This is a genomic window from Flavobacterium cyanobacteriorum, from assembly GCF_002251835.1.
GTDB lineage: Bacteria > Bacteroidota > Bacteroidia > Flavobacteriales > Flavobacteriaceae > Flavobacterium > Flavobacterium cyanobacteriorum.
Map to the genome: position 1 here is coordinate 15687 of NZ_NOXV01000248.1, position 12930 is coordinate 28616.

At 43.2% G+C, this 12930-nt stretch carries 13 protein-coding genes; 9 read left to right on the forward strand and 4 right to left on the reverse strand.

Annotated features, from left to right (window positions below):
* Positions 1 to 14 precede the first annotated feature (14 nt).
* Positions 15 to 2819: a TonB-dependent receptor gene (locus CHU92_RS07385; protein WP_094414138.1), complete on the reverse strand. Its 2805-nt coding sequence runs from the start codon at positions 2817 to 2819 to the stop codon at positions 15 to 17.
* 196 nt (positions 2820 to 3015) lie between these two features.
* Between CHU92_RS07385 and CHU92_RS07390 the strand changes: the two genes are divergently transcribed.
* The 9 genes from CHU92_RS07390 to CHU92_RS07430 all read left to right on the forward strand — a co-directional run bounded on the left by CHU92_RS07390 (position 3016) and on the right by CHU92_RS07430 (position 9535).
* A complete protein-coding gene (locus CHU92_RS07390; RefSeq protein WP_094414140.1) occupies positions 3016 to 3699 on the forward strand; it encodes a response regulator transcription factor in 684 nt (227 codons plus the stop codon).
* Positions 3699 to 4742: a sensor histidine kinase gene (locus CHU92_RS07395; RefSeq protein WP_094414142.1), complete on the forward strand. Its 1044-nt coding sequence runs from the start codon at positions 3699 to 3701 to the stop codon at positions 4740 to 4742. Before CHU92_RS07390 ends, CHU92_RS07395 begins: the two co-directional genes overlap by 1 nt.
* A gap of 75 nt (positions 4743 to 4817) precedes the next feature.
* The gene (gene trmB, locus CHU92_RS07400) at positions 4818 to 5492 is read left to right on the forward strand and encodes a tRNA (guanosine(46)-N7)-methyltransferase TrmB (protein WP_094414144.1); all 675 of its coding nucleotides are present in this window, start codon (positions 4818 to 4820) and stop codon (positions 5490 to 5492) included.
* Between the two features lies 1 nt (position 5493).
* On the forward strand, positions 5494 to 6129 hold the full coding sequence (locus CHU92_RS07405; protein ID WP_094414146.1) for a lysine transporter LysE: 636 nt from the start codon (positions 5494 to 5496) through the stop codon (positions 6127 to 6129).
* Positions 6130 to 6132: 3 nt separating this feature from the next.
* Entirely contained in the window at positions 6133 to 6483 is a 351-nt protein-coding gene (locus CHU92_RS07410; protein WP_094414148.1) for an MGMT family protein, read from the forward strand.
* 137 nt (positions 6484 to 6620) lie between these two features.
* On the forward strand, positions 6621 to 7751 hold the full coding sequence (locus CHU92_RS07415; RefSeq protein WP_094414150.1) for an Mrp/NBP35 family ATP-binding protein: 1131 nt from the start codon (positions 6621 to 6623) through the stop codon (positions 7749 to 7751).
* A 1-nt stretch (position 7752) separates the two neighbouring features.
* Positions 7753 to 7992, forward strand: a complete 240-nt coding sequence (locus CHU92_RS07420; RefSeq protein WP_094414152.1) for a NifU family protein — start codon at positions 7753 to 7755, stop codon at positions 7990 to 7992.
* 81 nt (positions 7993 to 8073) lie between these two features.
* On the forward strand, positions 8074 to 9126 hold the full coding sequence (locus tag CHU92_RS07425) for an NAD(P)/FAD-dependent oxidoreductase (protein WP_094414154.1): 1053 nt from the start codon (positions 8074 to 8076) through the stop codon (positions 9124 to 9126).
* Between the two features lie 82 nt (positions 9127 to 9208).
* A complete protein-coding gene (locus tag CHU92_RS07430; RefSeq protein ID WP_094414156.1) occupies positions 9209 to 9535 on the forward strand; it encodes a 2Fe-2S iron-sulfur cluster-binding family protein in 327 nt (108 codons plus the stop codon).
* A gap of 56 nt (positions 9536 to 9591) precedes the next feature.
* Here the strand turns inward: CHU92_RS07430 and CHU92_RS07435 are convergent, their stop codons facing one another.
* The 3 genes from CHU92_RS07435 to CHU92_RS07445 all read right to left on the reverse strand — a co-directional run bounded on the left by CHU92_RS07435 (position 9592) and on the right by CHU92_RS07445 (position 12801).
* The gene (locus tag CHU92_RS07435; protein WP_094414158.1) at positions 9592 to 10980 is read right to left on the reverse strand and encodes a T9SS type A sorting domain-containing protein; all 1389 of its coding nucleotides are present in this window, start codon (positions 10978 to 10980) and stop codon (positions 9592 to 9594) included.
* Between the two features lie 88 nt (positions 10981 to 11068).
* Complete coding sequence (locus tag CHU92_RS07440; protein WP_094414160.1) at positions 11069 to 11749, reverse strand: LytR/AlgR family response regulator transcription factor; 681 nt, start codon at positions 11747 to 11749, stop codon at positions 11069 to 11071.
* The gene (locus CHU92_RS07445) at positions 11746 to 12801 is read right to left on the reverse strand and encodes a sensor histidine kinase (RefSeq protein ID WP_129583028.1); all 1056 of its coding nucleotides are present in this window, start codon (positions 12799 to 12801) and stop codon (positions 11746 to 11748) included. Before CHU92_RS07445 ends, CHU92_RS07440 begins: the two co-directional genes overlap by 4 nt.
* Positions 12802 to 12930: the final 129 nt, after the last annotated feature.

Sequence of the window (12930 nt, forward strand, 5' to 3'; positions counted from 1 at the left end):
ATTGTGTTATTTAGTTAAAAGTTATATCCAATGCTAAGGGTAAAACGTGTACCCCTCCTGAATGAGTTTACAACATTATCGTCTTCCTCCCTGATCTTTTCATCACGGTTGCTGTCCTCATATATCCTGTACTTGGCATTAAGTATATCCTGTATACCAAGTTTAAAGGTTGTATTATAGATCTTTTTTGAAACGGTAAGGTCTATATTATCCCTTGAAAGTTCATACCAGCTTGGGAAGTTGTTATCGCCTACCGAAAATATCCTGTCTCCAAACCTGTTGTATACCACATTCACGCTAAGATTTTTATCATCAGTGTACCCAAGGGCAGCATTTATGATATAAGGCGACTGCCCCTGTAGTGCCCTTGTCCTGTCCTGTGCCAGCGGCCCTGTACCAAGGTCAACTTCTGAAATTATATATGAGGCATTGATATTTGCAGACAAACGGTCAAAGAAAATATTGTCAAATAAACCGCGGAAAGATTTCTTGATTTCAAGTTCTAAACCGTAATTAGTAGCATCTTTTGCATTTGCATATTTAAATTGTTGTGAATCACCTCCCGCTATAATTGCGTTAAGTTCTATAGGCTTGTCAAACCTTTTAAAGAAAGTGCCAAGGCTGATTAGTTCGCCCTGCGTAGGGTAGAATTCATATCTTAAGTCTATATTGTCAATAGTAGCCACATCAAGGTCCGGATTACCTGAAATAGGGGCATCAAATACATAATCATAAAATACGAAGGGCGCCAGTTCCCTGAATTCAGGCCGGTTTACCGTGCGGCTATACGATACACGGGCAATTGAGCGTTCACTTAGGTTATACCCTATATTAAAGCTGGGGAGTACTGAGGTAATGGGATTGTTAATATTAACGTTATTTCCGTTGTCAAGGCTGGTATCAAGCGTTTGTACGTTATGTTCCACCCTTACTCCCGCAGTAATGTCAAATTTATAGAGCGGTATAGTTGCCTGCGCATAGCCGGCAAGATAGGTATTGTCGGCTTTGTAAGAGTCGGTTGGCCTTGTCCCTTCACTTAATAACCAACCATCCACATCATTAACATAGGTAGAGCTGAAAGCTTCTGATATGGGAAGTAATACCAGTTCCTGCCTTCTTTCTTCACCGATAGTTACCGGTATTGTATATGTAAAATATTTAGCCGAAAAATCGCGTTCCCTGTAACTCGCATAATACCCGCCTTTAAGGCTTATATTGCCGATGTCTTCCCCTTCTTTTTCCCTCTCAATATCATAGGTAAAGCTGACGCCGTTATTGATGCTGTATTCATCAAGTTCTCCATAAAACCTTCCTGCTTCAAAGGGATTGGTTGATGGTGAGTCAAAAATCCTGATGGGGGCATTCGGTTCAGTAAGCCTTTGGAAAGTACGCACCCTCCTGAAATCAGGAGTATCATCATTTATGGTGTTATACCCAACAACCCAGTCCAGTTTTTTATTAGTTGCAAAATTGTGTTCGCCTTCAAGCTGGCCGGTATAGATAAAACGGCTCTGGTAAAATGAATAGTAGTTTCTTATAAAATCGTCAGGTCCTCGCTGTAATAAGTTGTAACCCTGACGGATCAGTGTTTCGTCGTTTCCCTGCTGGTTGAAAAGGTTTTTAAACCTGATTTTAGTATTGCTGCCAAGGCTTAATATCCAGTTTGATAACAGGTTCAGCCTTACAGTGTTTGAATACACATTATCGTTAAAGTCATCCCTTAAAGGAGGCCTTTCCTCTCCGGGGTTTAGCGTAGTATATCGCCTGAATACCCTATCAAGATTTTGGTATGAGTTAGAATATGATATGGTGTTTATGGTAAAAAGGCTGTTGTTGTCGCTAAGCCTTATCCTCCTGCCCAGGCCAAAACCAAAGCCATTATCAAAAAAGGCAGTTTTCCTGGTAGGCTCAAAATTATTCGGCAGCCTGTTGGCTTGCGATGCAGAAACATCGCCTGTAGCCGGGTTTGATGAAAATCCGTCAGGCAGCGGCCTGTAGCTTTTGTCAAAGCCCAGCCAGTCGGTATCTGAGCCCTCTGTGCGGTACTGGTCTTCAAATGTAGTGCCTGAGCGGTAGCCAAAGCCTACTTCAGCCTTGGTAAACTCTGCAGTACTTTCTGATGTTGTAACCGTGATTATACCACCGGCAAAGTCTCCGGGCTTATCTGCGGAGCCCGTTTTGTAAATCACCATCTTGTCCAGTGAGCTGGTAGGTATCAGGTCAAATGAAAAAGTCCTTTTGTCCACTTCGGTACTTGGCGCAATAGAATTGTTCAGCAATACGTTATTGTAGCGTTCGCTTAGGCCCCGGATCATTACAAAGCGTCCGTCAACAATAGTTACGCCGGGCACCCTTTGTACAGCCTCTGCCGCGTTGCCGTCGGTTGATTTTGATATCTGCTCTGCCGATATGGCGCTTACCACCTGCTTGGCTTCGCGCATTTCAAGCAATAATGCAGTTTCTGTGTTCTTTTTCCTTGTTGTGGTCAGTACTACTTCTTCCAGCTTCACACTGTCTGACCCTAAAGAGTGGTTAACTGTTACGGTTTCATTAGCCTGTACTGTAACCGGTACTTCATCCGTAGAATACCCTAAAAATGAAATAACCAGCCTGTGGTTGCCGGCCGGTACGGACAATGTATAAACACCATTTTCATCGGTGTTGGTTGTGATTGATGTTCCTTTAACCGTGACGGTAGCGAAGGGGAGCGGGGCATTAGCCATGTCCTTGTCAGCAATAGTACCCGTAACAGTGCCATTTTGTTGGGAAAATCCTAAAGCCGTGAAAAACAGGGTTAGCAAAAGTAATTTTAAGTTCATTGTTGCGTTTCAAATGTTGTTTATTATTTTGGCGCAAAGAAACTCCAGCATTTGAAATCAAATGTTAGATAAACGTTACGTTTGGATTTATAATTTATTATGAAATTGTTAACAGATTAAATTACGGTTAAGTAACCGAAATCATTTTTTATTATCTTTACCTTTACTCCCCGAAAATAAACACTAACATGTCACTATGAAGAAAAAAGACATTAAGATCTTGTTGGTTGATGATGAGCAGGATATTCTTGAAATTGTAGGGTATAACCTCTCACAGGAAGGGTACCAGGTAATTACGGCCGGCAATGGCAAAGAGGCCATAGTGAAGGCCAGGAAAGAGCTTCCGCACCTTATCATTATGGATGTTATGATGCCGGAGATGGACGGGATGGAGGCTTGTGAAAATATCAGGAAAATACCAGAGCTTACTAATGTCATTATTGCTTTTCTTACAGCTCGCAGTGAAGATTATTCACAGGTTGCCGGGTTTGACGCCGGCGCCGACGATTATATAGCCAAGCCTATCAAGCCTAAACTTCTGGTCAGCAAGGTCAAAGCGCTTTTGCGGAGGCTCAGGGAAGATGAGGATAAAATTGATATCCTGAGGGTTGGCGCTATTGAAATCAACAGGGAAGAATATAAAATTATACTTGAAGACAGGGAAATAGTGCTGCCCCGGAAAGAATTTGAACTTTTTTACCTGCTGGCCTCAAAACCCGGCAAAGTATTTAAAAGGGAAGAAATACTCGATAAAGTGTGGGGTAATGAGGTAGTAGTAGGAGGACGGACTATCGATGTGCATATACGGAAACTCCGGGAAAAAATCGGGGATGAGTTGTTTAAAACAATAAAAGGTGTGGGCTACAAGCTCGAGATTTAGTGGCAATAAGTTTTAAAAAATCATACAAATTTGCTGTAAAGTCAGCATCATACATTACTTTATTTTCTGTTGCCTGCCTGGCAATACTAAAAGAATTTTATCCATACATTACGTGGGAAGTCATCGCTTTTTACTGCGCGCCTTTGTTCCTGTTTTCATTTTTTGTACTCCAATACCGCGTGGAGCGGTTCATTTACAGGCGTGTCAAGAAAATTTATGATGATGTTTCCCTGCTTGAGTCGAGCACTTTCCGCAATAAGCCTATTACCACTGACATGGCGACCCTTACGATGGAAGTACAAAAATTTGCACGGGATAAAAAAATCGAAATAGAAACACTTAAAATCAGGGAAGAATACCGCCGTGAATTTTTAGGCAATGTATCGCACGAACTTAAAACACCGCTTTTTACAGTCCAGGGCTATCTGCTTACGTTGCTCGACGGCGCCATGAACGACAAATCGCTCCGGAAGAAATACCTGCAGCGGGCCGAAAAAGGCGTAGAGAGGCTTATTTATATTGTGCAGGACCTGGACATGATCACTAAAATGGAGGTGGGCGACCTCAACCTCACTTTTTCTGTATTTAATATTATAGAGGTCGTGCAGAATGTTTTTGACCTCCTGGAAATGAAGGCCGATAAGAAAGGAATTATGCTCATGTTCGACCAAAAATACATAAAACCAGTAATGGTTTATGCCGACCGGGAAAAGATACAGCAGGTTATTACCAACCTTGTAGTAAACTCCATAAAATATGGTAAGGAAAACGGTACCACAGAGGTAGCCGTGGAAGACCTGGTAAATAATAAAATCATTGTGCGCGTTAAGGACAATGGCGATGGCATCGAAGCCAAACACATACCAAGGCTGTTTGAGCGTTTCTATAGGGTTGATAAAAGCGGTGCCCGCTCAGAAGGCGGCTCAGGCCTGGGCCTTGCCATTGTAAAACATATCATCGAAGCGCACGAAGAAAAAATCTATGTGGAGAGCAAGCCGGGGCAGGGCTCAGAATTTTCATTCACTCTCGAGAAGACAAAGTAGGCCTTCCAATGAACCATTTTAAATTATATAAGTATCGGATATTTCCCTAATTTTACCGAAATTTTAATTTTAAGCGTGGGAAGTAAAAACAAATTAAAGCGTTTTAAGGAAAATGAGGCCTTTGGTAATGTACTGCAGCCATCCAGGGATGAGGCTGTAGCCGGAAAGTTTCCTTTAAAGGGCAAATGGAACAGCGATTTTTTTAAGAACCCTAATCCCATAGTGCTTGAGCTCGGCTGCGGAAAAGGCGAATATTCGATAGGACTGGCAAAGCGTTACCCGGATATTAACTTTATAGGTATCGATATTAAGGGTGCACGTTTTTGGAGGGGGGCTAAAACCGCTGTAGAGGAAAACCTTGCCAATGTGGCTTTCCTGCGTACGCAGATTGAGCTTATTGAACATTTTTTTGCAGAAGGGGAGGTCTCAGAAATATGGATTACTTTCCCTGACCCCCAAATTAAATATAAGCGGACCAAGCACAGGATGACCAATGCTGACTTCCTGAAGCGCTATAAAAAAATATTGAAGCCTGATGGCGTAGTAAACCTGAAAACCGACAGCGAATTTATGCACGGTTATACCCTTGGGTTATTGCACGGCGAAGGCCATGAAGTGGTATATGCCAACCATAATGTATATAAAAACGAAGGCGCGCCCGATGTAGTTACAGCTATACAAACGTTTTATGAGCAGCAATATCTTGAAATGGGCAAACCCATTACCTATATCCGGTTCAAAATAAAATAAGATGGATATAACCCTGCCACTGTTACTGGGTTTTGGTTTATCGGCTTTAGGCATACTGCTGCCGGGGCTCATTAATATGACTGCGGCTAAAATCAGTATCCGCGACGGGCACCAGAGGGCTGTTGTTTTTGCGCTTGGGGCAGCTTCTGTTATCTTCATCCAGACGTATGTAGCGGTTTCCTTTGCTAAATTTATTAGCAGCCATCCCGATATTATTGAACTGCTGGAAGAAGTTGGCCTGGTTATATTTTTACTGCTTACCGTTTATTTCCTTTTTTTAGTGAAAAAGAAAATACCCAAAGTAGAAGATGAGGTGGTAAAACTGCGCAGTAAAACCGGTAATTTTTTTTTAGGGGCTTTATTATCATCACTAAACTTTTTCCCGATTCCGTATTATGTATTTGTTAGTGTAACACTGGCAAAGCAAGGCTATTTTGAGTTTGGCAACCTGTTTGTTTTACTGTTCGTGACGGGGGCAACGCTTGGCGCGCTGGCGGTCTTTTACCTGTACATTATCTGCTTTAAAAAAGTGGGCAGGGGAACCATCTACTTTATGGAAAACTCCCATTATTTTATAGGAGCAGTAACAGGGCTTGTTTCTATACTGGCCCTCATAAGGATACTCAGAAATTTATAATTTATGGCTTCAAAGGACTCAGAAAGTTTTTTTGAAAAAGTATACGGGATAGCCCGCCTTATTCCGTATGGCAGGGTAACTTCATACGGTGCCATAGCCAATTACTTAGGCGCTAAGGGTTCCGCACGCATGGTAGGCTGGGCCATGAACGCAAGCCATACTAAAGATGTGCCTGCACACCGCGTAGTCAACAGGGCAGGGCTGCTCTCCGGCAAGCATCATTTCCCGGGCAGCAACCTTATGCAGCAGCTGCTCGAAAATGAAGGCATAAGGGTAGAGGATAACAAAGTGGTTGATTTCGATAAGCACTTTTGGGATCCTGCAAAGGAACTGGGACACAGCCACAATAATTGAGCTTACCCCTTAATTTGGGTAGTTAGCGTAATTCCTGGCAAAATAATAATATGCCCCAAACTTTACCGTCTGAACTTTTCCTATTATCTTTGCAATTTGAAATCAGTCTTAATTAACTGGCTGATAGAATAATTACAATGAAATTAGACAGAAAACAAATATTGCAGGCCCTTGAGGGCATTACTATAGCCGGAGAAGGCAAAAACATGGTAGAGAGCGGTGCCGTACGCAACGTCCTTACCTTTGGGGATGAGGTGGTTGTTGAGCTTGTGCTGCACAACCCTGCCATGCACATACGCAAACGTGCTGAGGCCGACATAATACAGACCATAAAGGAAAAGGTGTCCGCTGAGGCACAGGTAAAAGTGAACGTTAAAGTGGAAGCGCCTGAAAAACCCGAAATTAAGGGTAAGGCCATTCCGGGTATTAGTAATATCATAGCGGTATCATCAGGCAAAGGCGGTGTGGGTAAATCGACCATTACGGCCAACCTGGCAGTCTCGCTGGCAAAAATGGGCTTTAGGGTAGGTGTGCTTGACGCGGATATATACGGGCCATCCATGCCGATAATGTTTGACGTGGAGAGGGAACGCCCCATATCGGTACAGGTTGAGGGCAGAAGCAAGATGAAGCCGATAACCAGCTATGGTGTCGAGATACTTTCCATAGGATTTTTTACCACGCCTGAGCAGGCCGTAATATGGAGGGGGCCTATGGCATCTAAAGCACTGAGCCAGATGATATTTGATGCAGACTGGGGCGAACTTGACTTTATGCTTATAGACCTTCCGCCGGGAACAGGCGACATACACCTTAGCATCATGCAGTCGTTACCTATAACTGGTGCAGTTGTGGTAAGTACACCACAGGCTGTTGCTCTTGCCGATGCCAGGAAAGGTGTAGCGATGTTCCAGCAGGAGAGCATTAATGTCCCTGTACTGGGCATAATAGAAAATATGGCTTATTTTACGCCTGAAGAGCTTCCGGATAACAAGTATTATATTTTTGGCAAAGAAGGCGCCAAAAACCTTGCAGAAGACCTTGATGTGCCTTTCCTGGGCGAGGTCCCTCTGGTACAAAGTATCCGTGAGGCCGGCGATTATGGCCGTCCTGCCGCATTGCAGACTGCTACGCCGCTTGAAACAGCATTTGAGGAGCTGGCGCGTGCCGTAGTGCAGGAAACCGTGAACAGGAACGAAAGCCTTCCGCCAACCGAGGCTATTAAAATAACTACAATGGCTGGCTGTTCAGCAGTTAAAAAGAAATAAAATGACAACAGAAGAAATTAAACTTAACGTAGAAAAGGCGCTTGACGAGATACGCCCTTTCCTTGAGTCAGACGGGGGCAATATTTCATTAATAGACATTGAGGACAACAAGCATGTTAAGGTGCGCCTTGAGGGTGCCTGCGTGGGCTGCAGTGTTAACCAGATGACACTGAAGGCCGGTGTGGAAACCACCATAAAAAAATATGCGCCGCAAATAGAAACCGTGGTCAATATCGCCTGATGCGCTAAGTGATAATTATCATATAATAAGAAAAAGATATACAGGAAATTTATGCCTGGAATCTATATCGAAAACTAACAAATGATCACTACAGATATTTTAATTATCGGTGCGGGCCCGACAGGGCTTTTTGCCGTATTTGAAGCCGGGCTTCTTAAACTGAAATGCCATATTATCGATGCGCTTCCGCAACCGGGCGGGCAACTGTCAGAACTTTATCCTAAAAAACCTATATTCGATATTCCGGGCTTCCCGTCAGTACTGGCCGGTGAGCTTGTGGATAACCTTATGGAGCAGATAAAGCAGTTCCAGCCGGGCTTCACACTGAACGAAAAGGCTGAAACCATAGATAAGCTGGAGGATGGCACTTTTATAGTAACTACCAATAAAGGTACTAAGCACCACGCAAAGGCTGTTGCCATTGCCGGTGGCCTGGGCAGTTTTGATCCCCGCAAGCCGCTTATTGACGGCATTGAATTTTATGAAGATAAAGGTGTTGAATATTTTGTGAAGAATCCTGAGCTTTTCCGTAATAAGCGTATCGTTATTGCAGGCGGCGGAGATTCAGCGCTGGACTGGAGTATCTTCCTTGCTGATGTAGCCAGTGAGGTAACACTTGTACACCGCAGGAATGAGTTTCGCGGTGCACTGGATTCTGTAGAAAAAGTACAGGAACTTAAAAAGCTGGGCAGGATAAGCCTGATTACACCTGCTGAAGTAACCGCTATACACGGTAAAGATAAAGTTGAGGCTCTGGAGATTGACATAGAAGGCGAAAAGAGTATTATTGAGACAGATTATTTTATCCCTCTTTTCGGGCTTACCCCAAAACTTGGCGCTATAGCCCACTGGGGCCTGGAAATAGAGAAGAATGCCATTAAAGTAAATAATGCGCTGGATTACCAGACCAATATTGAAGGCATTTACGCTATAGGCGATATTAATACCTATCCGGGTAAGCTAAAGCTTATATTGTGCGGTTTCCATGAAGCCACGCTAATGTGCCAGAGCGTATACAACAGGCTTAACCCCGGCAAAAAATATGTGCTTAAATATACTACGGTAAGCGGTGTTGACGGTTTTGACGGCACACGCAAGGAAGCCGAAAAACAGGTAGTGAAGGCGATAGAATAACAGTTGAAAGCTTAAATATTGAAAGTTGTAAAGTTGTTCAACGGATTTTTTAAACTTTGAACTTTATAACATTAATACGAACATGGACGTAACCATAAAAATAACTGACCGTGATGGTGTAACACATCAGGTTGAGGCGCCAACTGATATGTCAATGAACATTATGGAGCTGGTGCGTGCTTATGAACTGGCTCCGGAGGGTACTATAGGCGTTTGCGGCGGTATGGCCATGTGTGCTTCCTGCCAGTGCTATGTGCTGAATGATGTAGGCCTGCCCGAAATGGGCCCTGATGAGGAAGCCATGCTCTCGGAAGCATTCTATGTAAAGCCGAACAGCCGGCTGGGATGTCAGATAAACATAACAGAGGAAATTAACGGGCTGGAGATTGAACTGGCCCCGGAGTCATAAAAAAAAGCGGCGCCCTGAAGTGCCGCTTTTGAAAGGGGGATTAGGAAAACAAACAATTAACTTTTTACAAACTTTAATGTTTTTGACTGGCTGCCTTTATCTATCTTTATAAAATACATGCCGCTGCTGTAAGCTGATGTATTGATAGCAAGGCTGTTGGTGCCTGTAATTTTAGCTTCGGCAACTACCTGGCCAATACTATTGAATATTGTATAGCTATCAGGCAGTTCCGCTCCTGTATTAATATTTAATATATCATTTGCGGGATTAGGATACAGGGTTACACTCTGCAATGCAATATCCGATTCGTCCATACCCAGGGCCATCCATGTGTTGGAGGTAGTAAGTGTTGCCCTTCGTGGCGAGTTTTGCAATACGGTTTGTATCCTTCCTTTTTGGTTCTGCGTAAAGATATTCATGCACGCGTCATTAGTATAATCCATGTAGTTTTCAATCATATCATTGCCGGTGGCCGCAGGGCATGAATCTGTAGTAACACATTCATAATTCAGTTCCAGTATCGCCGGGGTATCCGGGCAATAGTCTTTTGTTGAGTCAGTTGTAGTAACGGTACAGGTATAGTTATCACCATCAATATGGCGCAGGCCGAAGAAATGCCCTGCCTCGTGCGTTGTAGTCCTGCCTTTGTTATAAGGTGCCTCATAGGTTCCGCCCGGGTAAATGTCTGACGAGCCGAAATATTTGTATCCTATAATTACACCATCGGTATTGGCGCTGCCTTCATTTGTGTTAAGGCCGCCAAGGCCTGATGACGAGGGGAACTGCGCATAGCCTAAAACCCCCTCAAGGTCACCGCCAAAGTTGCAGACCCAAATGTTGAAGTATTTCGTAGGGTCCCACTGGGTTTGCGGTTTCATGGTGTTTTCTACCTGGGATTCATTCCAGCTGGCGCGGTTAAAGTAAACCCTGTTTATACCCGTAGTGGCATTTCCAGAAGGATCTACCTGGGCCAGCTTAAATTCAATTTCCATGTCAGCGCCTACAGGGTTGGTATTATACCCCGGAGTGTTTATCATCCGCCTGTAATCCTGGTTCAGCACCGTTATTTGCGATGTTACCTGTGCATCCGCAATATTTTCATTAACCCCTACAGCATCTCCGTTGTGTATAACATGCACAACAACAGGAATAGTAACTACTGTAGTAACGCTTTCAGGCGAGGCCATACGCGCTGTTCTTGCAGCCTCAATTTTAGGGCCCAGCCATTGCTCAAATTGTGCCGTAGTTGCCCTTCCGGGGAACTTCTGCTGAAGGTATTCTTCATATTCTGCTGAAGCGCAGCGAATACGGCCATTGTTGGGATTGTTAAGCCTTTGTGCAGGCAGTGCTTTCCCGAAAAGTTTTGGCTGTTGCTGTGCGTTGGCCATGAAAGACACAAGCAGTAAGCAGATTAGAGGCAGGTTACGTTTAAATAGCGTTTTCATTTACTAAATTTTTGTTAAAGCAAACATAGAACTTATGTTAAAACACAACAAATAAATGAGGTAAACGGATATTTTATAGCGGTAAATCTTAAAGAAAACGATTTAGTTCTTCTTTATATGTTTCTCCTATAGGAATAACAAAGCTGCCTATCCTTATGGTTTTGTTTTGTATGGTGGCTATTTTTCGAACTGGTATAATGTATGATCGGTGTACTCTTATAAAAGCCTGAGGGGGCAGCTTTTCCAGTATGCCTTTCATTGAAAATCTTGCCGTTAGCGGTGGCTTGCCATTCAGGTGTATGCGTATATAATCGTCAAGGCCTTCAATAAGTATTATTTCGTCAATAGTAATGTTGTGCAGTTTATAGTCAGCCCTGATAAGCAGGTTGCCTGTAGCAGAAAACCGTGTCCTGTAGTTTATTTCTTTTTCAGCTTTTTGTATCGCTGTTTCAAATCTCTCTTTTGAAAATGGCTTCAGCAGGTAGTCCGTTGCATTGATGTTAAACCCATCAACAGCATATTGGCTGTAGGCAGTAGTAAATATAACAGGGATATCCCTGCCGGCCGCTTTATAAAGTTCAATACCGTTCTTTCCCGGCATTTGTATATCGAAGAACAGCAAGTCAACGGGATTTTTGTTGATGTAGCTGAGTGCCTCGTTGGTTTTGGTAAAAGTTTTTTCAAGTGACAGCGTGCCCAGCTCCCGGCAATAGTGCTCAATTACTTTAAGGGCAAGTGGCTCATCATCAACTGCAATGGCACGTATCATCCTAAATCCATGGTTAGCTGTACTTCAAAAGTATCTTTGGGTTCAAATATAAGCAATTTATGCTTTTTCGGGTACAGGTACTGCAGCCGCTGTTTTGTATTTTCCATTCCTTGGCGGGTAGCTTCTTCATCAGGTATGCCTGTAGCTACCCGTTTGTTCTTTACCATCAGCATTAGCTCCGGGCCGTTTGTTTTTATGCTTATTGCTATAGAAGCGTCCTTTTCCGGGTTAAGCCCGTATTTAAAGGCATTTTCAATGAACGGAATAAGTACCAGCGGAGAAATCTGCCTCCCTGTAAAATCACCTTCTGCTGAAAAGACGAAATTTACGTTGGTGTCCATGCGGAGCTGCTGCAATGATATATAGTTGCGTATATAATCAATTTCCTTTTCAAGCGGGACATAGTCATTACTGCTTTCTGATACCACATACCGCATCATTGCCGAAAGTTTTAAAACAGCTTCAGGCGCTTCGTTTGATTTTGCAAGGGTAAGGGCATACAGGCTGTTAAGGGTATTGAACAGGAAATGCGGGTTTATCTGTGCTTTGAGGTAGTGTATCTCTGTCCGCAACTTCTCGCTTTTTATATAGTTAAAGCGTTCGCTCATTCTCAACAAAAGGGATGCGAAGAACATGAGCAGGAACAGAAACGCATAGCCTACCTCGAACGGTGTTATCAGGCCATGCTTGACTATGGTATTGTTTTTTGCGCCCTCGGCCAGAATCATAATATCAGGCATTTTAAAAGGAAAAAGTATAGCCGGTACAACTGATATCGCAGCAAACGATAAAAATGCAATTATAAAAAAAAGCACTTTTCTTTTCCTGAAATACAGAACCGGGATTAAATACAGGTAGTTGGCATAAAAAAATACCAGCAACAGCAGGTAAGTGAAAAAATCACGTTTGAAAAGTGGAATATTAAACAGTTCTGCCGACCTGAAATCAGGTGACGACAATATAGGTATGCATATAAAAATCAGGCAGCACGACAGGTGCAGGAGCAGTGTTTGAGTTTTTTTGGCCATGGTGTTGTACCTCTGTACACCCAAAGCTACAAATTTATATAGTATACAAATAAAAATAGCGGTAAAACCGCTATATATAAAGGTAAAAGAATTAGTTGTTTATCAGAAAACTTCTACTATTGCACCCTTACCATTTCTATAGCCTCCCCGGCA

Coding starts and splice junctions, on each gene's coding strand:
- CHU92_RS07420 (WP_094414152.1), top strand. CDS start 7,753: ATGACAACAGAAGAAATTAAACTTAACGTAGAAAAGGCGCTTGACGAG.
- CHU92_RS07430 (WP_094414156.1), top strand. CDS start 9,209: ATGGACGTAACCATAAAAATAACTGACCGTGATGGTGTAACACATCAG.
- CHU92_RS07405 (WP_094414146.1), top strand. CDS start 5,494: ATGGATATAACCCTGCCACTGTTACTGGGTTTTGGTTTATCGGCTTTA.
- CHU92_RS07425 (WP_094414154.1), top strand. CDS start 8,074: ATGATCACTACAGATATTTTAATTATCGGTGCGGGCCCGACAGGGCTT.
- CHU92_RS07390 (WP_094414140.1), top strand. CDS start 3,016: ATGAAGAAAAAAGACATTAAGATCTTGTTGGTTGATGATGAGCAGGAT.
- CHU92_RS07435 (WP_094414158.1), bottom strand. CDS start 10,980: ATGAAAACGCTATTTAAACGTAACCTGCCTCTAATCTGCTTACTGCTT.
- CHU92_RS07410 (WP_094414148.1), top strand. CDS start 6,133: ATGGCTTCAAAGGACTCAGAAAGTTTTTTTGAAAAAGTATACGGGATA.
- CHU92_RS07385 (WP_094414138.1), bottom strand. CDS start 2,819: ATGAACTTAAAATTACTTTTGCTAACCCTGTTTTTCACGGCTTTAGGA.
- CHU92_RS07440 (WP_094414160.1), bottom strand. CDS start 11,749: ATGATACGTGCCATTGCAGTTGATGATGAGCCACTTGCCCTTAAAGTA.
- CHU92_RS07415 (WP_094414150.1), top strand. CDS start 6,621: ATGAAATTAGACAGAAAACAAATATTGCAGGCCCTTGAGGGCATTACT.